The 22069-nt window shown below is 62.4% G+C and carries 19 protein-coding genes; 1 reads left to right on the top strand and 18 read right to left on the bottom strand.

The genetic code is table 11. The features are described 5' to 3' along the window. Window positions 1-113: 113 nt before the first annotated feature. The 12 genes from PQQ53_RS09320 to PQQ53_RS09265 all read right to left on the bottom strand — a co-directional run bounded on the left by PQQ53_RS09320 (window position 114) and on the right by PQQ53_RS09265 (window position 15071). Complete coding sequence (locus tag PQQ53_RS09320; RefSeq protein WP_408323798.1) at window positions 114-539, bottom strand: hypothetical protein; 426 nt, start codon at window positions 537-539, stop codon at window positions 114-116. A 385-nt stretch (window positions 540-924) separates the two neighbouring features. Next, a complete protein-coding gene (locus PQQ53_RS09315) occupies window positions 925-2133 on the bottom strand; it encodes an ABC transporter substrate-binding protein (RefSeq protein ID WP_408151911.1) in 1209 nt (402 codons plus the stop codon). A gap of 73 nt (window positions 2134-2206) precedes the next feature. Beyond that, window positions 2207-5830, bottom strand: a complete 3624-nt coding sequence (locus PQQ53_RS09310) for a molybdopterin cofactor-binding domain-containing protein (protein ID WP_408323796.1) — start codon at window positions 5828-5830, stop codon at window positions 2207-2209. Then, window positions 5827-6321 carry a (2Fe-2S)-binding protein gene (locus PQQ53_RS09305; RefSeq protein WP_408323899.1) on the bottom strand — a complete coding sequence of 165 codons (495 nt, stop codon included), beginning with the start codon at window positions 6319-6321 and terminating at the stop codon, window positions 5827-5829. Before PQQ53_RS09305 ends, PQQ53_RS09310 begins: the two co-directional genes overlap by 4 nt. Window positions 6322-6337: 16 nt before the next feature. Then, window positions 6338-7537, bottom strand: coding sequence for an amidohydrolase family protein (locus PQQ53_RS09300; protein WP_408139281.1), 1200 nt, complete (start codon window positions 7535-7537; stop codon window positions 6338-6340). Between the two features lie 71 nt (window positions 7538-7608). After that, complete coding sequence (locus PQQ53_RS09295) at window positions 7609-8322, bottom strand: ABC transporter ATP-binding protein (protein ID WP_408139283.1); 714 nt, start codon at window positions 8320-8322, stop codon at window positions 7609-7611. Next, window positions 8319-9137 carry an ABC transporter ATP-binding protein gene (locus tag PQQ53_RS09290; protein ID WP_408323794.1) on the bottom strand — a complete coding sequence of 273 codons (819 nt, stop codon included), beginning with the start codon at window positions 9135-9137 and terminating at the stop codon, window positions 8319-8321. The genes PQQ53_RS09295 and PQQ53_RS09290 overlap by 4 nt, the downstream gene beginning before the upstream one ends. Further along, the gene (locus tag PQQ53_RS09285) at window positions 9134-11077 is read right to left on the bottom strand and encodes an ABC transporter permease (protein ID WP_408152123.1); all 1944 of its coding nucleotides are present in this window, start codon (window positions 11075-11077) and stop codon (window positions 9134-9136) included. The genes PQQ53_RS09290 and PQQ53_RS09285 overlap by 4 nt, the downstream gene beginning before the upstream one ends. A 175-nt stretch (window positions 11078-11252) precedes the next feature. Next, window positions 11253-11837 carry an amino acid synthesis family protein gene (locus PQQ53_RS09280; protein ID WP_408139287.1) on the bottom strand — a complete coding sequence of 195 codons (585 nt, stop codon included), beginning with the start codon at window positions 11835-11837 and terminating at the stop codon, window positions 11253-11255. Window positions 11838-11889: 52 nt separating this feature from the next. Beyond that, entirely contained in the window at window positions 11890-12480 is a 591-nt protein-coding gene (locus PQQ53_RS09275) for an amino acid synthesis family protein (RefSeq protein WP_408139289.1), read from the bottom strand. Next, entirely contained in the window at window positions 12456-13418 is a 963-nt protein-coding gene (locus PQQ53_RS09270) for a UPF0280 family protein (RefSeq protein ID WP_408139291.1), read from the bottom strand. Before PQQ53_RS09270 ends, PQQ53_RS09275 begins: the two co-directional genes overlap by 25 nt. Window positions 13419-13466: 48 nt before the next feature. Beyond that, window positions 13467-15071 carry a 6-hydroxynicotinate reductase gene (locus tag PQQ53_RS09265; RefSeq protein WP_408323792.1) on the bottom strand — a complete coding sequence of 535 codons (1605 nt, stop codon included), beginning with the start codon at window positions 15069-15071 and terminating at the stop codon, window positions 13467-13469. Window positions 15072-15456: 385 nt separating this feature from the next. Here PQQ53_RS09265 and PQQ53_RS09260 point away from each other — a divergent pair, with 385 nt between their 5' ends. After that, window positions 15457-16164 (top strand): TetR family transcriptional regulator, encoded by a 708-nt coding sequence (locus tag PQQ53_RS09260; RefSeq protein ID WP_408323790.1) that lies wholly within the window; start codon window positions 15457-15459, stop codon window positions 16162-16164. Between the two features lie 65 nt (window positions 16165-16229). Here PQQ53_RS09260 and PQQ53_RS09255 read toward each other — a convergent pair whose 3' ends face one another. The 6 genes from PQQ53_RS09255 to PQQ53_RS09230 form a co-directional block, all read right to left on the bottom strand. Beyond that, window positions 16230-16628 carry a DUF3658 domain-containing protein gene (locus tag PQQ53_RS09255; RefSeq protein WP_408151904.1) on the bottom strand — a complete coding sequence of 133 codons (399 nt, stop codon included), beginning with the start codon at window positions 16626-16628 and terminating at the stop codon, window positions 16230-16232. A 104-nt stretch (window positions 16629-16732) separates the two neighbouring features. Beyond that, on the bottom strand, window positions 16733-17473 hold the full coding sequence (locus PQQ53_RS09250) for a hypothetical protein (protein WP_408323788.1): 741 nt from the start codon (window positions 17471-17473) through the stop codon (window positions 16733-16735). 307 nt (window positions 17474-17780) lie between these two features. Next, entirely contained in the window at window positions 17781-18155 is a 375-nt protein-coding gene (locus PQQ53_RS09245; protein WP_408323786.1) for a DUF3658 domain-containing protein, read from the bottom strand. 669 nt (window positions 18156-18824) lie between these two features. Continuing rightward, window positions 18825-19046 carry a hypothetical protein gene (locus PQQ53_RS09240; protein WP_408323784.1) on the bottom strand — a complete coding sequence of 74 codons (222 nt, stop codon included), beginning with the start codon at window positions 19044-19046 and terminating at the stop codon, window positions 18825-18827. 323 nt (window positions 19047-19369) lie between these two features. Continuing rightward, entirely contained in the window at window positions 19370-19645 is a 276-nt protein-coding gene (locus PQQ53_RS09235) for a hypothetical protein (protein ID WP_408323782.1), read from the bottom strand. Next, window positions 19645-21975 (bottom strand): DUF6531 domain-containing protein, encoded by a 2331-nt coding sequence (locus PQQ53_RS09230; RefSeq protein WP_408323780.1) that lies wholly within the window; start codon window positions 21973-21975, stop codon window positions 19645-19647. The genes PQQ53_RS09235 and PQQ53_RS09230 overlap by 1 nt, the downstream gene beginning before the upstream one ends. Window positions 21976-22069: the final 94 nt, after the last annotated feature.

The following is a 22069-nucleotide window of genomic DNA, read 5'->3' as shown; positions in this document are numbered from 1 at the left end:
GTAGCGGTTTCCGTCAGATCACTCGCGGTGTCGGCCAGTGCGGACGCGGCCGTGTTCGCGGATCGTGCCAGCGCCGCATTGATGCGATCGACCGAAGCGTTGTAGCGCTCGATCTAGTCCGTCGCCGCATCGTATGACATCCCGTAGCTGGTCATTAACGATTCACGGAAGCTGGGAAGCCTTTCGGGTTCAGGTGCCGCATCAATCCCGGCGCCGCCTGTGCGCGATTGCTCGGCAATGAGTACCACGCTCTCACCACGAATCATCGACTGCAAGGTTTCTAACACCTCAAGGTCGGCGCCGGTCTTCACAAGCCGGTAGTGCCAGTAGAAGTGCTGCCCAAGGAACGTCCGCACGCGCTTGACCAGATGTGCGTCCTTGGCCCACACATCGGCATACGCGCGTTGGGCGAACTTCTTGCCCTCTTCAACTGCCTGTTTCTGCCCGGTAGTAAGAAAGATGCGCCCGCCTCCGTAGGCGTCCTTGCTGTACATCATCCACCGTTGCAGCGAATCCGTCTTCAGTTCAGTTCCACGCATTGCCAGATCCTTCGCTTGTGACGGCGTAAACCTAGCAGATCGCCCGGAGGCTATGTTTTTGGGATATCCATCAGCAACGAAAAAAACGACCATCGGGGGTCGGCTTCTTCGTGCCGGTCTTTCCCGGCTGTTCGTTCGTGCTACTGGGTGCGCCAGTATTTCCGGCCTGGCCGTCACCGACTGTCATCGACTGGTTGAATCCGCACTCGAATTCGAACCCGCAACGTTGCCTCCAGATGCAACAAAGCCGACTTGACGTCGGCTCTGTTGTAAAGCATATCCGTACAGTCGATGCAAAAAGACGCCTCCTGTTGCACGCATGCTGGCGGCGTCGAACGCCGCGAGACGCGGCACGCAAAAACACCGCGCCGCTCACGCAAGCCGTTCAGTCAGCGGGCCGCAGCTTCTTGACCTCGGCGTCCGGCGGCTGCACGCTCGCGCCGTCGATATACCGGTACGACGTCATCACGCCCTTGCCGTCCTTCATCCCCGTCACACCGACATATGCGCCCATGGTCGACTGATTGTCCTGCGCGCGATAGCTGATCGGCCCGAACGGCGTCTGCACGTTGAGGCCCTTGAACGCGGCGGCGAGCTTGTCGGAATCGACCGAGCCGGCTTTCTTGATGCCCTCGGCAATCGACATCAGCGCCGAGTAACCCACGACCGAGCCGAGCCGCGGATAGTCGTGATATTTGGCCTTATACGCATCGACGAACGTCTTGTTCGCCGCCGTATCGATCGAATACCACGGGTAGCCCGTGACGATCCAGCCGGTCGGCGCTTCCGCGCCCAGCGGATCGAGATAGTCCGGCTCGCCGGTCAGCAGCGACACCACGCTGCGGTCCTTGAAGAGTCCGCGCGTATTGCCCTCGCGCACGAACTTGCCGAGGTCCGCGCCGAACAGCACGTTGAAGATCGCGTCGGGCTTCGCATCGGCGATCGCCTGGGTGACGGCGCCCGCGTCGACGTTGCCGAGCGGCGTTGCCTGTTCGGCGACGAACTGCACGTCGGGCTGCGCGGCGCTCAGCAGCTTCTTGAACGTCGCCACCGCCGATTGCCCGTACTCATAGTTCGGATACACCAGCGCCCAGCGCTTCTTCTTCAGTTTGGCCGCTTCCGGCACCAGCATCGCGACCTGCATGTACGTGGAAGGACGCAGACGGTACGTGTATTTGTTGCCGTCGGCCCAGACGATCTTGTCGGTCAACGGCTCGGCGGCCAGGAAGAAAATCTTTTTCTGCTTCGCGAAGTCGGTCAATGCGAGACCGGTGTTCGACAGGAACCCGCCGAACAGCAGCTGCACCTGCTCACGCGCGATCAACTCCTGCGCGACGCGGATCGTGTCGCCGGGATTGCCGTTGTCGTCGCGCGACACGACTTCGAGCTGCTTGCCGAGCACGCCGCCCGCCGCGTTCACCTGCTCGAGCGCGAGATTCCAGCCGTTCTTGTAAGGCCCGAGAAAGGCGGGCTGCGCCTTGTAGCTGTTGATCTCGCCGATCTTGATGGTCTGCTCTGCGCTCGCGCCCAACGCGGCAAGCGAGCACACCGTCGACACCATCAGGCGAGAGATCCATCCTGCGCGCGTGGTCATGCGTTTCTCCGTTATCAGTGGGATTGTGTGAATGCTATTTCTCAGGCGTCCCGGCGTTCGGGCAGCCCGCGTGTCAATTTGCCTGTGACATCGTGCGGATGCGGGCCACGCTCGCCGCGACGTCCTGCCATGCCGGCTTGCCGCCTGCGAACTGCCGACGCAGATAGGACACGAGTTCGGCGACCTGGGCGTCGTTGAAACTGTCGCGGTAAGCCGGCATCGTACCGAGTTCGGGCCGCGCAGGCGAGCCGATGCCGTCGAGAATCACGCGAATCAGGTTGTCCGGGCTCGCGCTGTGCAGATTCGTGTTGAGCGCGAGCGACGGATGCGCGCCGAACAGTTGCGGCCCGCTGCCGGTGTGATGACAGGCTGCGCAGGCGCCGTCGAAGAGCCGCGCGCCGAGCCCCGCCGGCGCACCCGTGATCGTGCCGGCCTGCTCGACCTGCCGCGCCATCGCGGCCGGATCGGCGTTGGGCTCCAGCGGATTGAGCGATGCCAGATACGCCGCCATCGCGCGGATATCGCTATCGGGCAGCGCCGCCAGATCGCTGACGACGGGCGCCATCGGCCCCGCCGCGACGCCATGCAACGGCGCGTGACCGAAGCGCAGATAGCCGAACAGTTCGTCCTCGCTCCAGGGCACCGGCGCATTCGACAAGGTGGAAAGCGCGGGCGCTTCCCAACCTTCCGCAACGCCGCCGCCCATGAAGGCCGCGCCGGTTTTCTCGGCGCCGAATGCGTTGCGCGGCGTGTGGCAGGCGCTGCAATGGCCGAGGCTGTTCACCAGATACGCACCGCGATTCCATTGCGCGCTTTGCGTCGCACTGGGCGTGAACGTGTTGCGGCCGAGAAAGAGACCATTCCACGCGGCCATCAGCGGACGCACGCTGAACGGAAACGCGAGCTTCGTTTCCGGCGCGCGCGAACGGACCGGCGTTTGCGACATCAGGTAGGCGTAGAGCGCTTTGAGATCGTCGTCGGAGGTGTTCCTGAACGACGTGTACGGGAACGCCGGATAAAGCCGATGACTGTCGCGACTGATGCCTTGCCGCATCGCGCGAACGAAGGCTCCCAGCGACCAGTTGCCGATTCCCGTCAACCCATCCGGCGTGATGTTGGTGCTGTAGACGGTGCCGAACGGCGTATCGAGCGGCTTGCCGCCGGCGTTCGGCACACCGTTGTGCGCGGTATGGCAAACCGCGCAATTGCCGAGCGAGGCCAACAGCTTGCCGCGCGCGACGAGCTCAGGCGCGAACGCGCTGGCGAGCGGCGGCGTGATCGGCGCGAGCGCGGGCGGCGCGAAAGACAATGCGCCAAGCCAGCCGGCCGCGCCCGCGGCAAACGCGCCGAGAAATCCCAGGCGCCAGCGCTTCCTTTTGCGCGCCGCCGCGTCTTCGGCCTGCGCGTCGGCCAGCGCGGCGCGGATCGTCTCAGGCGTGAACGGCGGCCGCCGAAAGCGCACACCGGTCGCGTCGAACAGCGCATTGGCAATGGCGGCCGCGCCGGGGAGCGACGCGGATTCGCCCACGCCCATCGGCGGCTCGCCGTGGCGCGGCATCATCACCACGTCGATCACAGGCACTTCACGGAAGGTCAGGATCGGATACGCGCCCCACTCCTGGCTTGTCACCGCATTCCCGCCGAACGTCACGCGCTCTTTCAGCGCGCGGCTGGTCGCCTGGATCACGTTGCCGTGAATCTGATGACGTACGCCGTCGGGGTTCACCATCGTGCCGCTGTCCTGGCCGACCACGACACGCGTCACTGCGAGTTCGCCGCTTTTTCGATTCACTTCGATGTCGGCGATCCACGCGGACCATGCCGCGCCGAAGCCGGGAAATTTGCTGTGCACGTAGCGTGCGTACGCGACGCCGCGGCCACGCGCGATGTCGCCGTCCTGCTGAGGTTGCGCTTGAGCTTCTTCTTGCGCGGCGCGGCGAGGCTCCCAGCCGGCCTTGTCGGCGACGGCCTTGAGCAGTTCGATCGCGTGCGGATCGGTCAAATGCTTCAGGCGGAATTCGACAGGGTCGACGCCCGCCTGCGCGGCGAGTTCGTCGATGAAGGACTCGTGCGCGAACGTGTTCGGCAATGCGGACACGCCGCGCAGCCACGAGGCCCGCACGATCGGCGGCGTGTCGTCGCAGACGATGCGCATGCTGCGGTAGTCGTACGGCGGTACGGCCGTGCGGTCGCCCATCTCGAACACCTGCGGCTGCGCGGGAATCGTACCGGTCAACAGCAGTGCCAGCGTAGGCGCGTCGTTCGATGGATAGCGTGTCGCAAAGTCGTACGCGGCCAGCTCGCCCTCCGCGTTCAACGCGCCGCGCACGTCCATCAGTTGCGCGGCGCCCTTCGGCTCCCACGCATGTTCGTCTTCGCGCGAGAGCTGCACGCGCACCGGGGCACCCGTCGCACGCGAGAGCAGCGCGGCGTCAGCGGCGACATCGTCCGCGCAATTACGGCCATAGCAGCCCGCCGCGTCCATCCGCACGATCTCGATGTGCGCCTCCTCCATCGACACCAGCAGCGCGAGGTCGGCGCGCAGCGAATGCGGATTCTGCGTGCCCGACCAGACCTTCAACGCGCCGTCGCGATAGTCGGCCACCGCGCATGACGGTCCGATCGACGCATGCATCTGAAACGGCCACACGTAGGTGCGTTCGAGCGTGCGAGCGGGGTCCTGCGCGAGCGCCGCGTCCACGTCGCCGTCGATCACCAGGTCGCGCCGCGTGGCGGGATTCGCGCGCAACGCCGCTTCCACTTCGTCGCTGGTCTCCAGCGGCGGCAAGCCTTCGACCGCTTTCCATCGCACGTCGAGCCGTTTCACCGCTTGCTGCGCGACCTCCTCACGCTCCGCGACGATGCCGACAAAGTCGCGAATCACCACCACCTTGACGATGCCGGGCAAATCGCCAATGGAATCTTCGTCGACGTGCAGCAGGCTGTTGCCCATGAAGTCGCCCTGCGCGATGCCCGCATAGGGCGGGCGCACCACGCGGCCATGCAGCATGCCGGGCACGCGCACGTCATGCACGAAACTCAGTCCGCCGGTCGCCTTCGCGGGAATATCGATGCGCGGCGCGCTCCTGCCGACGACCCGGTAGTCGTCCGGGGACTTCAACGGCGCATCGGTGGCGAGCTTCAGTTCGACGCGCCGCCCTTTGATCAGGTCACCGTATTGAACGTGGTTTGCCGGATCGCCGCCGCTCTGGAACACGCGGCCGTCCTGCACCTCCAGTTGCTCGACGCCGACCTTGAAATGCGCCGCCGCCTCCGCGAGCAAATAGTGACGCGCTTGCGCCGCCGCATGCCGCAGCGGCACCGCCGAAATCTGGATCGTCGCGCTGGCGATCGTCGGTCCCTGGTTCGGCGCTTCGCCGGTGTGGCCGAGCACGATCGACACGCGCGTCAACGGCACGTCCAGTTCTTCCGCGACGATCTGCGCGAGCGCGGTGCCGATGCCGGTGCCGAGATCGACGTGACCGTTGAACGCAACCACGCTGCCGTCGTCGCGCACGACGAGAAACAGGTCAGCTTCGGTCGGCACGAACGCCGAGCGCGAGCCCGGCTGACCGATCGCGGCCTTCACCGGCGCTTGCGGCGGCCGCGTGACAATCAGCACGCTCTGCGCGTCATAGAGCTGTTTGCGCGACGGCGGCGTGGCGCGTCGATCGACGCTGAAATCCGGCCCCGTCATGCGCGCGCTCCTTCTTGCGCGGCGAGCAATTCAGCGGCGCGCTGCACCGCGCGCACGATCTCAACATGCGTGCCGCAGCGGCACAGGTTGTGCGACAACTCGCGCTGGATCGTCGCGACGCTCGGCTGCGGATCGCGATCGAGCAAGGCCTTGGCCGTCATGATCATGCCGTTCAGGCAATAGCCGCACTGCGCGGCCTGTTCCTCGATGAACGCCTGCTGCACCGGATGCAGCGCGGCGCGCGTGCCCAGTCCTTCGAGCGTCGTGATCTCGCGGCCCATCGCGACCTGCGCGGTGGTCACACAGGCGCGCGTCGGCATGCCGTCGAGCAATACGGTGCACGCGCCGCATTCGCCGAGGCCACAGCCGAACTTCGGCCCGTTCAGCGCGAGGTCGTTACGCAGCAGGTAGAGCAGCGGCGTGTCGGCGGCGGCGCTGACCAGATGGGTCGCGCCGTTCACCTTCAGCGCAAGCGGCGCCGGGAGGTTGATCACGATCCGTGCGCGCTCAGAACACGACCGGCACTTCCGTGGCCGGCGGCGTATTGCGGCTGCGGCGGCAGCGGATCAAACCGTCGATCATCACCATGCCCACACCCGGAATGTCGCCGAGTTGCACGCTTTCGAGCAGCGTATCGGCCGCCGTGTGTTGCGCGCGGTCCATGAATACGAGGTCGGCGGGACGGCCCACTTCGATCAACCCCTGGCGCAGGTTGCGTTGCCGCGCCGTGTTGCCGGTCGCGAAGCAAAACGCGATTTCGGCGGGCACATCGGCGAGGCTCGCAATCAGCGCGATCATCCGTAGAATACCGAGCGGCTGCACGCCGGAACCGGCGGGGCTGTCCGTGCCGAGAATGATCCGGTGCGGACACTTCAGTTCGATCGCATGACGCGCTGTCAGCAAGGCGATCCGTTCGTTGCCGTTGTGGACGATCTCCAGCGCGCGGCTCGACTGCTCGCACAGATCGCACACATGCCGGTACGACAGCGACGTATGCCCGCCGTTGATGTGGCCGATCACGTCGGCGTCGGCGGCGAGCACCACGTCGCGATCGATCAGACCCGATCCGGGAATCGACGGCCCACCCGTGTGAATCGTGCTTTGAATGCCGTACTTGCGCGCCCACGCGACCATCTGCGCGGCTTCCTCGCCGCCCTTCACACTGCCGAGACCGACTTCGCCGAGCAGCTTCACGCCCGCTTCCGACAGCTCCTTGAAGTCCTGTTCGACCATGCCCTTCTCGATCACGGGCGCGCCCGCCATCACCTTCACGCCGCCGCCGACACCCGCGCCGCGCATCCCTTCGAACGACCGTTGCGCGGTAATTGCCAGCGCCTTCACGCCGAGCACATCTTTCGGACGGCCAGGCAAATGCACTTCGCCGGCGGAGATCATGGTCGTCACGCCGCCGTTCAGATTCGATTCGATCCAGCCCATCTGATTCTGGCGCGGCGTCCAGTCGCCGAATACCGGATGCACATGCGAGTCGATCAGGCCGGGCGCGACCGTCGTGCCTTTGCAATCGACCGTGGTGCGCGCGCCTTCGAGGTCGCAGTCCTTCTCCTTGCCGAGCGCGACGATCACGCCATCGTCGATCACCAGTGTGTTCGCGTCGAGAATCGGCTGGTCGATATCGCCGGATAACAGCAGCCCGATGTTCGTTACCGCGACCTTGCCCGACAAGCCTGTCAACGTCTCTGCTGCCATCTGCCTCTCCTTTCGCAACAATTGCCCGGCCACACGGACGTGCCTGACGCACGCCCCGCGCGCCGCTGGAATCACACGCTCAGATAAGCGCGCCTGACTGTTTCGTTCTGTGCGAGTTCGCCGATCGTGCCGCTGAAACGGATCTGCCCTTTTTCGAGCACGTACGCGCGGTCGCTGACCAGCTCGGCAAAGTGCAGGTTCTGTTCGGACAACAGGATCGACAGCCCTTCGCGCTTGAGTTCGAGAATCATGTTCGCCATCTGTTCGACGATCACGGGTGCCACGCCCTCCGACGGTTCGTCGAGCAACACCAGGTACGGATTACCCATCAAGGTGCGCGACACGGTCAGCATCTGCTGCTCGCCGCCGCTCATCTGGCCGCCTGGGCGACGCGGCATTTCGCCGAGGTTGGGAAACAGGCGAAACAGCTTGTCCGGCGTCCATTGCGGCGCGCCTTCGCGCGGCGGCTGGCGGCCGGTGTCGAGGTTCTCCATCACGGTGAGATCGGCGAATACGCGACGGTCTTCGGGCACGAAGCCCATGCCCATTCGCGCGATTTTGTACGGCGGCAACGCGGCGATGTTCTGCCCGCGAAACGTCACCTCGCCGTGACGGCGCGGCAGTAGGCCCATCACCGCTTTCATCGTCGTCGATTTGCCCGCGCCGTTGCGGCCCATCAGCGCGACGACTTCGCCTCGGCCGACTTCGAGACCGACGTCGAACAGGATATGGGCGCGGCCATAGAACGCATTGAGACCGGAGACTTTCAGCATCGGCTCGCTCATTGCTGTGCTCCTTGTCCTGCCTGTCTTGCCTCGCCACTCGCCGTGTCATGCAGCGGCGCGTGCGGGCGGAAAGTCTTGCCCGTGCCGAAATAGACTTCCTGCACGCGTGGGTCGTTGCGGATCGTGCCGGCATCGCCCTCGGCGATCAGCTTGCCGCGCGCGAGCACGATCATGCGATCGGCGTACGCGAATACGACGTCCATGCTGTGCTCGGTAAACAGCACGCCGATCCTGTGTTCGGTGACGAGCCGTTTGGTGAGCGCCATCAACTCGTTGCGCTCCTTCGGCGCCATCCCGGCGGTGGGTTCGTCCATCAGCAGCAGCTTCGGACGGTTGGCCAATGCAATGGCCAGTTCGACACGCTTCACGTCGCCATACGCGAGCACGCCGCACGCACGATGCGCATCGGCGCCCATGCCGACCTGTTCGAGCAGCGCGAAGGCTTCGTCGGCGTAACGCGAGCCGGCGGACTTCCAGAGTCCGAAGGTTTTGCGTTCGCGCGAGACCAGCGCCGTCTGCACGTTTTCCAGCACGGTCATCGAATTAAACGTGGCGGCAATCTGGAACGTGCGGCCGACGCCGAGCCGCCAGATGTCGCGCGGACGCATGCCGACCAGTTCTTGACCGTCGAGGCGGATCGATCCTGAAGACGGTGGCAGTTGCCCGTTGACCATGTTGAAACAGGTCGACTTGCCTGCGCCGTTCGGGCCGAGCAGCGCGAGCAGCTGACCGGCTTCGAGATCGAACGAGACGTTGTCGACCGCCTTCAGGCCGCCGAACGATCGTGAGAGACCGGAGACGCGCAGCAGGCTCATAGCCCCTCCTTGATCGCGGCTGCGCGTTGCGACGGCTGCGCGGCGCCTGTATCTGCGGCGTCGGCGCTGTCGTCGCCGAAACGCTCGCGGATAAATCCGACGATTCCCTGCGGAAACGCGATCACCAGCAGCAGGATCGCGACGCCGAGCAGCGCCTGCCAGTAGTCGGTTTGCCGCGCGACGGTGTCCTGCAGCCACGTGAATACGGCCGCGCCGACGATCGGTCCGCTCAGGGTCTGCAAGCCGCCGAGCAGCACCATCACGAGGCCGTCTACCGAACGGCTCACGCTGATCACTTCCGGCGAGATCGTCCCCTTGGAAAACGCGTACAGCGAGCCGGCGAGCCCGCAGAACAGCGACGCGATCACGAATGCCGCCCACTGCACGCGCTTCACGTCGATGCCGATCGCCTCGGCGCGCAACACGGAATCGCGCGACGCGCGCATCGCATAACCCAGCGGCGAGAACAGCATCTTGCGCAGCAGCCACACGCCGATCACCGCGCACACGAGCGTCAAATAGTAAAACGCCACCGGCGACGACAACCAGTTGGACGGCCACAAGCCCAGCACACCATTGCTGCCGCCAGTCACATCGTCCCATTGAAAGACGACCGACCAGACGATCTGCGCGAATGCGAGCGTCAGCATCGCGAGGTAGACGCCCGAGAGGCGCACGCAGAACCAGCCGAACACCAGCGCGCCGCCGACCGCCAATAACGGGCCGAGCAGCAAGGCGGCCTCCATCGGCAGATTCAGCACTTTGAGGAACAACGCGGCGCCGTATGCACCGAGACCGAAGTAAGCCGCGTGGCCGAACGAATGCATGCCGCCCGGTCCCATGATGAAATGCAGGCTCGTCGCGAACAGCACGGCAATGAGTATCTCGACCAGCAGCACGGGCATGTAGGGAAACGCGTTAGCCGCGAGCGGCGCGAGCACGAGAAGCAGCAACACGAGCGCGGCCAGCCATTTGAGCCGTTTGCCCGCCGGACGCAATGGCGTTTCCGGCGCCGCCATGCCGCGCACCGCGGCGCCCGCACGGCCCAGCAGACCCCAGGGCCGCACCACCAGCACGACCGCCATCACGACGAATTCGGCCACCAGCGTAAAGCGGCTCAATGACAAGCCGACGCCGAAGATCGTCACGTGACCGATGCCGATGCACAGCGCCTTGATCTCCGCGATGATCAACGCGGCGACGAACGCACCCGGAATCGACCCCATGCCGCCGACCACCACCACCACGAACGCATTGCCGATCGTCTCCAGGTCCAGCGACAGATTCGCCGACATGCGCGGCCCTTGCAGCGCGCCGCCGAGACCCGCGAGAAACGCGCCGACAAAGAACACGCCGGTAAACAACCACGCCTGGTTGATGCCGAGCGCGCCGAGCATCTCGCGATCCTGAGTCGCGGCACGCACCAGCGTGCCCCAGCGCGTGCGCGTCAACGCATACCAGAGCAGCAGCAACACCACCGGCCCAATCACGATCAAGGCGATGTCGTAAGTCGGCAGCGGATGGCCGAGGAAATCGACCGCGCCGGCCAGATGCGGTGCGCGTGGCCCGAACAGGTCTTCCGGGCCCCACAGCCATAGCGCGGCGTCGCGAAAAATCAGCACCAGCGCGAAGGTGGCGAGCAGGTGGAACAACTCGGGCGCCTGGTAGATGCGCCGCAGTACGATCATCTCGACCAGCGCGCCGAGCACCGCGACCACCAGCGCGGCGGCCAGCACCGACAGCCAGAAGCCGGCCGCCGTCTGTCCGAAGCGGCTTGCGATGCTATACGCGACATAGATGCCGAACATATAGAACGAGCCATGCGCAAAATTGACGATGCGCGTCACGCCGAAGATCAGCGACAAACCAGCGGCGACGAGAAACAGCGTCGACGCATCGGCGAGTCCGTTGACCAGCTGTACCAGCAAATTCGAAAACATCGCGACCCTCGGCAGCTCGCCGGACGGCGCGTATGCGGCAAGCGCATTCGGCACGACCGGCAGACGTTGCAGCGCATGCGGCCCCATGCGCGCACACGTCAACGGCATCACACCCGTAGAAAGTCCCCTTCGGGGCCTGCGAAAATAACCGAAAGCAAAACTCAGCGCAAACCGTTCAGCGCAAACCGTCCTCGCCTTTGATCTCACTCACCTGCAATCCGCCGATGCGCGGCAGCGGCCGGCCCGACGCCGTCACCGCGACCGCCACGACGATTTCGTTGGCGCGCGGCGCGTCCGAAACACGCGCTTCGATCGCATCGAAATGACTGCGCACGAAAGCAGCGTCCTTGTGGCCGAGCGGCACGTCGATCGCGGTGCCAAGCGTGCCCATCTTTTTCGCCGACGGCACCAGCGCCGCGCCCTTCTCTACCGCCGCCCGCAGCGGTGCGCCGAGTTTCGGATGCAAAATCGCGGCGGCGTGCTCCAACTCCCCCGCTTCGCCGACGATCGCGGCCTTGCCATAGCTCTGCGCCTCGCCGGGCGCGATACCGAGCGCTTCGACGCAGCGCTTGCCGAGCAGCGCGCCCAACGCTTCACCGGCTTCGATCAGCGCGTCGAGTTTGGCCTCGTAGCGGCCCGCATACGGATTGTCGATCACCGCGATCGCGACCGCGCGACGCGCGGGCGGATCGATGCTCTGGCCCATTTCAATGCGTGTTTCGTCCACCTGCACGACCAGCTTGCGAAGCTTGATTGCCATTTCGCTCTCCGAGTTTCGATATTGCGGCGTTTTGCTGTGTGGATGCAATGCTTCAGCGCAAACCGTCCTGACCCACGATCGCCTCTTTCGCGAGACCGCCGACGCGCGCATGCACGCGCTGCCCGGTGCTCATCACGAGGATGTAGACCAGTTCGTCCGCGGCGGGCGCGCCCGGCACGCGCACTTCGATCGCATCGAAATGGCTGCGCACGTAGCTCGCGTTGACGTGCGTGAGCGGCACGTCGAGCGCGGTGGACGGCGCGCCGACTTTTTTCGTCGACGGCACGATGGCGTTGGTCGGCACGCCGTGCTTCTCCAGCAACTCGCGCATCGCATAGCCGCCGGGCACATGCCACAGCGCGCCATGCTCGAGTTCGCCCCGCGAGCCGACAATCGCGCCCTTGCCATAACTTTCGATCGACGCATGCGGCACATCCATCGCCGCCAGCAACCGCTGCGCCATATCGAAGCCGATCGGTTTGAGCGCTTCCATGGCGGGCTGGATGTTCGCTTCGTAGCGGCCGGCGAACGGGTTCGTCATCACCGCGGCAATCGCGCCGCGTCTGAGCGGCTGCGCGGGCGCGGGGCCGAACTCGTGGAAGATATCTTCGACGTGCGTCAGCACGCGGCGTATTTCGAACACGGAGCCTCCGTTGTTGTAGGCGCGCGCGACGTGAGCCACGCGCCGGTCTCGTGAATCCCGGCGACGCGCGCCCGCCCTTGCAGGAACAGCGCGGCGCCTTCGATCAAGCCTTGCGCGCGCAGACGCTGCGCGGCCTCCACGCCGCGCGCGAGCGCGAGGTCGATCAGCGGCGCCGGCAATGCGGGGACGTCGACGGTGACGAGTTTGTCGCCGAGATCGCTATCGTCTTTCAGCGACGAAGCAGGACGACGCACGATTCCAACGTATGTCAGGCCGTGCGTCAGTTCGTCGTCCAGATTCACGGCATTGGCGATCATCGTCGCGGCGGCGTCGGCGGTGGCGGCGTTGCGAGCGAGCACGGTCACGCTGTCGGCGATGCCGAGACTGAAGCTGCGGCCGCGCCAGCCGCTGGTCGCGACGCCGCGCACCGGCAGACCAGCGTCGAGCGTCAGTTCCGCGTCGAGCGCGTGATCGCGCGAGAGATGCGCGCCCGAGCAGTTCGCGAGATCGGCGAATACGCCGACGCGGTACTGCTGGCCTTGAGCCAGATGGAGCGCGATGTCGCCGCCGTTGTTGATGAACGCGCGCGCGATGCCTTCGCGCGCAAACGCCGCGATCAGTTCATCGGCGACGCTGCCCGCCACGGCCGCCATCGGCGTGATGTACCGCGCGCGATGAGGGTGGCACGCTGACCACATGCGGCGCGCCACCGGGCCATCCAATACGGTGTCGTTCAGTGCGTCATCGATGTGTATGGGCTGCCGAAGCAGCTTCAATTCGCCGACCAGTTCCGGTAAGACGTCGGAAAAACGCGCCCAGCACGCCTGATACGCAGCCTGCACCGCCGCGGGCTCGCCGTCCGCGCCGAGGATCAGATCGATCGGCCCGTGCTGCCAATGCCAGCGGCTTGCATCGAGCCGGGTGCGGGTGGGGGTCATCGGATGGATCGCGGTCTCGTGTGAGCGGAGTTCGTGTGATTCGTGCCGTTAGCCGAGCATCGGCGGCATCGCCGGCGGCCACGGATTGTCGGGATGGCGCGCCAGCGTGCGGCGCGAGAGCGGCGCCCCATCCGTGTGTTGCGGCCCGTTCGCGAGGACGCTCTCCAGTGAGCGCACCGCATCGAGATGGCCGCCGAGGTCGCGATACGCGTCATACGTCATCGTGAATTCGATCGGCGCGACGATCGCGGGCGTCGGCACCGTGCCGAACGAGTGGTCGGGCATGCGCGAGACATCCACCATCACGGTGATGCCCCCGCCTGGCCATACATAGGCCGGCGCGCCACCACACGTCACGTTCACCAGCTTCTGTTTGATCGCGCGTGTGAGCAGCACCGGATTCTCGGTCGCACCCGCGCGCAGACTGCCGCCCGCGCCGCCGAGAAACAGCACGGTGGCGAGCGACGGCTCGCAGTTCTCGCCAATCCGCTCGACCGTGCGGCGCACCGCGTCCGGCATCGGTGCGATGCGCGGCACGAGATCCTGGTCGAGTTCGTACCATTGCGCGTGTTCGCCGGTGGTCGACACCATCAGCAAACGCAGGCCCGGTTTCGCAACGGCGGGATCGAAACCTTCGACGATCGCCAGCGGGTCCTGAATGTCGGTGCCACCCCAGCCCGTGCCGGGATTCGCCACCTGAAAATAGCGGCCGGGCGTCGATTTGCGTCCGCGAATCTTCAGACCCGAACGCGTCATGCCGAGGCATCGGCCTGCCTGGTGTTCGGTGAGCACGCCCGTAATGTGATCGTCGACGACCACCACTTCATCGGCATGACCAAACCATTGCTTGGCGAAGATGCCGATGGTCGCGGAACCGCAACCCACGCGCATGCGCTGCTCCTCCACGCCGTCGACCACCGGCGCCGCGCCCGCGCGAATCACGAGACTCGCGCCGCCGTCGATGCTCAGCTCCACCGCTTCCTTGTTGCCGAGCGCGAGCATCAAGTCGCACGTCACGCGGCCTTCCTTCTTGCTGCCGCCGGTCAGATGGTGCACGCCGCCCAGGCTCAGCATCTGCGAGCCGTACTCCGCCGTGCTCACGTGGCCGACAATCTCACCGTGGCAACGCACGTTCGATTGCTCCGGTCCGAGAAAGCGGTCGGTGTCGATCTTCACCTTGAAGCTGCAGTAGCTGAAAATGCCTTCGGTGACGACGGTGATCATATCGACGTCGTCGAGTTTCGAGGCGACGATGAAAGGCGCGGGCTTATAGTCGGGATAGGTGGACGAAGCGCCGACGCCCGTCACGAACAGGGCCTGTTCGGCGCCGGGATCATGCGCGGCGGACGAGGCGCCGAACTCGACCTCGCTTTCCTGCTTCTGATCCGCTTCGTCAGTTGATAGCGAGCGAGCGAGAAACACGACGGGATCGACGCGAATCAGTCGCCCGTCCGCATTCGCATAACGATCACACGCGCCGGTGCGTCCTTCGGAGATCTGGCACAGCACCGGGCATGCATTGCATTCGATCTTGTTCGACGCCATCCGCTCGCTGCGCGGCGCCGCCTTCTCGAGCACGGTCGGACCAGGCGTCGACGCGGTTTCGCCATCGACACCGTCCGCACCGAAATCGACCTTCGTATGTTCTGTCATGGTGGGGTTCCCATACGACGACATTACAAGCGGTCCTGCCCGGCCGACGAATCCCCCTTGTTTCTGGGGACTTTCGTGTGACTCGCCAATTTTCATGTTGCGGTCACTCACCGTTCATGTAGTATCTTCTACACCAAACTTGATTGAAATCTACTCGATCAAAATTGAGTGTGCAACGAGTTTCCGGTCGGGTCGCGAATGCTGCAACGCGGCATCGTCACGCGAATCACGCTTCAATCTACGCCGATGCACGAGAAACGCGCAGCACGTGCGGCGGCGGCCAAAGCGGGCTTATGATGGAGATGCGCCGCGCCCGGGCAGACTTGCCCGAACGGCCCGCGCGCACGCCGTTCGACAGACGCCAACAACGAGATTCGAGACCACCATGAGTCCCACCGCCGCCCGCAAGCCGGGCGCCACCGGCATCCGAGCGAAACAGGCGCAAGACACGCGCGCCAAGCTTCTGAAAGCGGCCATCAAGGTGTTCGCGAAACAAGGCTATGCCAGCGGCCGGGTCGAGAGTATTTCGAAGGCCGCGCGCTCGCACGACCGCATGATCTATTACTACTTCGGTAGCAAGGAGCAACTGTTCGTCGAAGTGCTGGAAACGATTTACACGCAATTCAACGAAGCGGAAAGCAAACTCGATCTCGATCTGGACGATCCGGTGCATGGTCTCGAACAGATGGTCGAATTCGTCTGGCAGTACTACCTCGATCATCCCGAGTTCGTCACGCTGCTGTCGAGCGAAAACCTGCACCGGGGCAAGCATGCGAAGAAATCGCTGAAGCTCAAGGAGATTTCGGGCTACGCGATTTCCGTCGTGCAAAAGTTATTGGACGCGGGGCATGCGCAAAACGTATTTCGTGCCGATATCAAGGCGCGCGACGTGTACCTGATGATCGCGTCGCTCGGCTATTTTTATAACGCCAATCAGTACACCCTGGGCGCGTTTCTCGGCGAGCCGTTGATGGAGAAGGCGGCGCTCGAACATTGGCGCGAGGTTATCAGGGATACGGTGTTGCGGGCGGTGCGGGTGGAGTTGTCGGTGAATGCGGTGGATAGCCGCGAACTCGGACGCAGCCCCGTGTGAAAACGCCCGCGGGGCGGCGGGCGTGGGCAGGCATAGTCGGGACAACGCGAAACGGTATCGATATCTTATTCGTCCTTTATTGGACCCCGTTGCAGCCCCTCACTCGAAGTGGGAATACACTCTCCGCTGGCGGCTTGGGGCAAACGGACTTCGCTATAACGCATCCGGTTCAAGTTCCCAACCGACTCGATCAATCCTCTCGCGACCATCAACTTGATACGCTGCGCGTAAAAGACATCGATAATGTCCGGATAAAAACTTGTATCGGAACCCATACCGAGGGAAACGATCAGCGCAACCTTCCGGTAATTGCCGGTCAAATTCCGCAAAAGTGCGGCATCGATCGTTCGCAGATCGGCCTCGCTTAGACGATCTGCTGCCGCCTGTTGTGCGGCGGTCAGAGGCGGGTCGTCTGCATCGTCATCATCGAAATTGTCGTCGTGTTCGTCGGTCGATTTGTTCACTTAATTACCTCTTGCAGTTTTTTCAATGTAACCGTTAGACATCGGATGGCCTTCGCTCAGTTTCACGCTAACAGACTTCTGATGCATCGGAATAGCACCATGCTCTAGGATCCTGCGAAACCTTGATACGGATTGCCTCCACATCGGGCAGGCAAACAGCCAGCAAAACACTTATTAAAATTTCGATACCATATGTTTGGTTTTCTGAAATCTCCGGCGGCGTCGGAGCACGTGACCTTACAGGCTGCGCGCTCCGCGGCACATCCGTCGTCATGGCATTTGACGATTCCGCCATCTGTAGACGAATTCGAACCCAAAGGCGAATTCAATAGCGAGGACGAATAGACCACGGGCAGGCTGAGCAGCGATTGAACTGAAATATCCATCGGTCCGCCGGCCGTCAAGACGCCGGTTTGCGGATTGTAGAGTGCGCGAGGGTCCGGGCCAAGTACAGGCCACGCCTTGGCGAACACGTAACAGTCCATGCACACCGGTTCAACGTCCGTCTGGGAGCCGGTCGTTTGCGATCCCGCCACGCCAGCGGCTGGGACGATAGGTGTGACACCGTTTTCGTAATTATTCAACCATAGGTCGACGGCGTCGCTACTTATCGCGGTGGCCGTGCCGTTGTCCGTCTTCAAAGTACCAGTACGCGAAATCACCTTCCCATCCGGCGAGTAGCCGTATTCGACCTGGAGCGTACGTTTGACGTTACCGCTTTCAGGTACTGCGTTGGCGAAAATCCTGAAAGTGGTAACGCGTCCTCGAGCGTCATAAGCAGCGTCCGCGCTGAACTCATTCAGTGTTACGCCCGCAATCCGGTGCGCAGCGTCGCGCGCGATCACTGGCTGCACCCAGCCTGGGAAACGACTGGATACCGATCGAATATTGCCACTGTTGTCGAAGATCGTTCCCCACGCCCATCAACTTGATACACGGTGCGTAAAACGCGTCAATAATATCCAGACAAAGGCTCGTATCGGAACCCGTGCCGAGGGGAACGATCATCGCAAGCTCCCGCGAATGGCCAGTCGAATTCCGAAGAAGTACGGCATCGATCGTTCGCAGATCACTTCGCTTAGATGACCTGCTGCCGCCTGTTGTGCGGCGGTAAGAGGCGGGTCGTCCGCTTCGCCATCGAAACCTTCGTCGTTACGGAATTTCGGCCGACGGAGGATGGCACTGATTGCCAACGGGCGGCAAGCAGACTTCGCTGTATCCCATCCGGTTCAAGTCGCCCACCGCCAAAAGCAGCCCCTTCTCAACCATCAGCTTGATACGTTGGGCGTAGAACACGTCAACAAGGTCGGGATATAGCTTCTTGTCGGCATACGCGTTCATGGTCGTCCCTACGATCCGGGCCACTTTGCGCCAGTTATCGACGACGTTTGCGAGAATCGCTGCGTCGATGGCTTGCAAATCGGCCTCTGTCAGCCGGTCAACCGCTTGTTGTTGAGCAGCGGTGAGCGGCGGGTTGTCGGCCGCGGGGTCGTAATTGGCCGGATACTCGTGAACTGACTTGACCATTCGTTTAATCCCTCCAGATGCTGAGTAAAGTATTTTGGATCATTTGGCTAACGGTGTAGTACGAGCCCGGAACATCTCGCGATATTCCTTTGCAATCAAAAACCGCCACACCGAGCTGGCATGCAACTTCGCATACAGGTCGAAAATTTTCCGGTCCACACGTGCGGCTGGTTGAAATCGGTAGCGGCTCGAGCGCACGTTTCTGTGCAGGCCGCCTTTTCGGCCGCACATCCGTTGTCGTTGCACTTCACCATTCCCCCGGTGTTGCGCTTCACACTTGAAACCGCCCATCTAAAGCCGAATAGGCTGGCGGGGTATTTACCAAAGCCCAATTATCAATGCCCACTGGGCCGCCACCCGTCAACTGCCCCGTGCGTGGACTGTAAAGTGCGCGAGCATCAGGGCCGCCTGCCCGGGAGGAGCGTGCCGAACCCACAGGGGTGAGTGCGACGGGCGGTGACCGACAGATATCTTATCGACGGTCCTCATCACGGCCTATCGTACCGGTCCGGAAACGGGATTCAGTCCGCATCAACTTCATTGCGCTCGTTACTTTCGACAAGCCACTTGTCACGCGGATGGACTGACATCGGTTTCGCAAATGAAAACGCCCGCGCAGGGCGGGCGTCGCACGAACGTGCATATCAAGCCCACTTCCATCCGGGGCGATTACGGTTTTGACTCGTCAGCAGCGCCCTGATGCGGGTATCGCGTAAGAGTCATATATTGCTTGATTTCCGGCTGACCTAGCGCGAGCATGTTTAACATCGTTGCTCCAATCCCTTGGGCGCACAAGTCGTCAATCTTGAAATCTTGCATCTCCAGCGGAAGCGGCACCGCGAATTTCCCTGCCAATATTGGCTCCAACTTGCGGCGATCAATAGCTTGCAAAGCAAACTCCTGACTGTCTTCCAGGTAGCTTAGAACAATACAGTACGGCCGATGAGCCATCAGTAACCTCTGCAAGATTGATAGTTTTGAAAGGCTTTCTGCCTACACAAGGCCAGGCCGCTTGTCAGATTAAGCATGCAATATCCTGTCAACCTCACCGTTGGAGAAGCTGCGCGATAGCCTGGAATGGGTTTCGCAAATGAAAACGCCCGCGCAGGGCAGGCGTAGAACGAACGTGCATATCAAGTCCACATCCATCCGGAGCGATTACGGTGTAGTTTGGCGCTCACCGAACCCCTCTCCGTGAGCGCAACAACCGGTAGTCATTCTTCTGACGGTCTCTCAATTGGATGTTGAGTCAGCTTCAGATGCTTTTTGACTTCCGGTCGACCTGCTGCAATCAGATTCAGCATTGCAACTCCAAGCTGCCTCGCTATTTCGTCATCAAAACCGAATTCCTCGTCATCAAGAAAAAAAGGCACAGCCATTTTTCCCGCGACCAGCGGGGCTATTAACGCTGAATCGACTGCTTGTATTGATAACTGCCGTGGTTCATCGGAGTACGTCAGAACCACCGTGTAGGGCGGATGATTGACCATTAATATCCCCTGCATTGTTGATATCTGTCGAAGGCGTTGCTTTTACACAGCGCGTAGTTCCTATCTCCTCGGGGCTTCGCCACGAGTCTACAAAAATCCAAATCTGCCTCGTATTGGTCATGACATTGTGATTCGTGCTTCTCCCGCGAACTACACTTCACCATTCCACCGTCACCATTCCCGCTCCCGAAGACATTGCTGTAAAGCATTGACTTCTTGGCCGAGGCGGTCACGTCCGGTACAAGGGTCGGATAAGGAACCTGCGACTGATCACTCAGCATCAGCTCCGTTGTCTCGCCCCACTGCGGAAGTATATCGGTCAGTTCGCTACCAAATAGCTTGCCTGTCAGGTTGGCTTTCCACGCCATGTAGCACTCGACGCAGAGTGCCGGAGGCGAAGCAGTGGGGGCGGACTGTAGCCCGGTCAGGTTAGCGGGCGGCGAAACCGGATCATTACCCAATTCCCAGTTGGTAAGCCATACGTTCAGTTCGGCATCACTGATCGGTTGCCACCATGCGCCATTCGTTGACACCTGTCCAGTGCGCGTCGATACCGCACCGCCCGGACCATACTTGTAATCGACCTGCAACGTGCGGGCGAGACCGCCGTTAATAACTCCTGCCGGTTCACTATAGGTAAATTTCGATACGCGTCCGCGCTCATCGTAAGCAATGCCCGCCTGACCACTATTGCCTGCAATAGTTTGCGCACGACCTTCGTTGCTACGATCCACCGTCCGCATTTGCCAACCCGACACGGCATCCCGCGTCAATGCAATATCGCCCCTTAGGTCATACGTGTAGGTCCAGTCTTCAAGCGTCTTGCCATCCTGGGTGACGGTGGCTGACAGAAGGCGGCCAGCTCCGTCGTAGCTCGCGCCAACGGCGAGCTGGCTGCCTGTTCCGACCGCCTGCATCCCCTGTTCGCCTGTCAGGTCAGTCGTTTGCCGCTCTGCATAACCCGTGACGTTACCGCTTGAGTCATAGACGAACGCGCGGATTTTTCCGGGTGTAGCGACCAGATGAGGACGCAGGGAGCTGCTATCGGCATACTCAACTGTCGTGACCGTTTTGGTGCCGGAGACCGTGGCAAACGCTTTGGTTGGCCGGTTGACGCTGTCCCACGTGTACTGGATGTTTCCGGCGGGCGAGGTCCTCTGCTGCAGATTGCCGGCTGTATCCCACGTGCGCGATACCGTGCCCCCCGGTGTGGCAATCGAACGGGGGCGCAACGTGTCCGCGGCATCAAAGCTGAATGTACTGGTGCCGGACATGTCACTGACTGTCGTCGCGCCGGAACCGTAGCTCAGCGACGTATTCCGGGTGGTGTCGGGATGCGTGACTGAGGCTATGCGACCGCTGGCATCGTAACTCCACGTTGCAATCCGGGATCCAGACTCATCCTTTACGCCTGTCAATGCACTGGGGAAGCGCGCGTCCTCATACAGATATTGACGAACATACGCGATCGGTAGTGTTACCGAAGCAAGATTCCCTGTCGTGTCATACGCATAATGGACGGCATTCCCGCTAGGGGGCACCACAGAAAGGATGTGACCGCTACTGTCGTAAGTCAGGCTGAGCACCGTCCTGTTCTGTGCTGTGCTTGCTGTGCTATCGACCGGCCGCTGGGCAATCTGCGTTATCCGCTGCCCGACGTAAGTAACCTGGCGAAGCATACCCGTGCGTGTTTTCTCGGTATAGAACATACCCGTGGTGTCCGAATAGCTCTCGGTCGTTCCACGTTGCTCATCTCTCAGGTAGTAGAATCCATCACCCGCTTTCGTGAGGGTGAGACCAGGATTTCCTGATACAACCCACGCCCCGCCGCTCAACCTGAACGTCACCGGTTGCCAGAATCCCCGATAAGCGACAATTTGCGGCACACCCGCATTGACGCCCGTCAGATCAATCCGTCGCTGCCAGTTGTTGATCCAGTTGGTCCCCATCAACTTCTGGGTCGTGTCGTAGGGCTTCGACAGATAGACCCGTGTAAAGACGAGTGGCGACGCGTCACCGCTCTGAAAATCGGTTTCGGAAAGCGCGACAATCCCCTTTGCTGGCAGCACAGGATCCGCCACCGGACAGGAGTCATCCGGTGTAGCGTCGTCAGACGGGGTTGTCGGGGTGTTACACCACTGATCAATCTGCGCAAGGTCATTGATGCAGGCGTAATTGCCGAGACCACCTGGCGTGTTGCTGGCCACGGTAAGCTTGCAGCTCGGCGTACCCGGCGTTGCACCGGACTGCGCGTATAGCGAGAAGCAGTCAGTCGCATTTGCTCCGAACGCGAACATGAGAAGCATTAATGCAGCCAGCAGTCGGGTCACACCACCTGCTACCACGACTGTGGTTCCGTCTCTTTTCATAGTTATCCCTAATAGTTGTACTTAGTAATTTTCCAAGTACCTTATAGGGCACGCT

The organism is Paraburkholderia strydomiana (assembly GCF_046030495.1).
GTDB lineage: Bacteria > Pseudomonadota > Gammaproteobacteria > Burkholderiales > Burkholderiaceae > Paraburkholderia > Paraburkholderia strydomiana_A.
The sequence above is the reverse complement of the archived record's forward strand: the minus strand, read 5'-3'. Positions and strand labels throughout refer to the sequence as shown.

Coding starts and splice junctions, on each gene's coding strand:
- PQQ53_RS09320 (WP_408323798.1), bottom strand. CDS start 539: ATGCGTGGAACTGAACTGAAGACGGATTCGCTGCAACGGTGGATGATG.
- PQQ53_RS09315 (WP_408151911.1), bottom strand. CDS start 2,133: ATGACCACGCGCGCAGGATGGATCTCTCGCCTGATGGTGTCGACGGTG.
- PQQ53_RS09310 (WP_408323796.1), bottom strand. CDS start 5,830: ATGACGGGGCCGGATTTCAGCGTCGATCGACGCGCCACGCCGCCGTCG.
- PQQ53_RS09300 (WP_408139281.1), bottom strand. CDS start 7,537: ATGGCAGCAGAGACGTTGACAGGCTTGTCGGGCAAGGTCGCGGTAACG.
- PQQ53_RS09295 (WP_408139283.1), bottom strand. CDS start 8,322: ATGAGCGAGCCGATGCTGAAAGTCTCCGGTCTCAATGCGTTCTATGGC.
- PQQ53_RS09290 (WP_408323794.1), bottom strand. CDS start 9,137: ATGAGCCTGCTGCGCGTCTCCGGTCTCTCACGATCGTTCGGCGGCCTG.
- PQQ53_RS09285 (WP_408152123.1), bottom strand. CDS start 11,077: ATGTTTTCGAATTTGCTGGTACAGCTGGTCAACGGACTCGCCGATGCG.
- PQQ53_RS09280 (WP_408139287.1), bottom strand. CDS start 11,837: ATGGCAATCAAGCTTCGCAAGCTGGTCGTGCAGGTGGACGAAACACGC.
- PQQ53_RS09270 (WP_408139291.1), bottom strand. CDS start 13,418: ATGACCCCCACCCGCACCCGGCTCGATGCAAGCCGCTGGCATTGGCAG.
- PQQ53_RS09265 (WP_408323792.1), bottom strand. CDS start 15,071: ATGACAGAACATACGAAGGTCGATTTCGGTGCGGACGGTGTCGATGGC.
- PQQ53_RS09260 (WP_408323790.1), top strand. CDS start 15,457: ATGAGTCCCACCGCCGCCCGCAAGCCGGGCGCCACCGGCATCCGAGCG.
- PQQ53_RS09245 (WP_408323786.1), bottom strand. CDS start 18,155: ATGGTCAAGTCAGTTCACGAGTATCCGGCCAATTACGACCCCGCGGCC.
- PQQ53_RS09235 (WP_408323782.1), bottom strand. CDS start 19,645: ATGGTCAATCATCCGCCCTACACGGTGGTTCTGACGTACTCCGATGAA.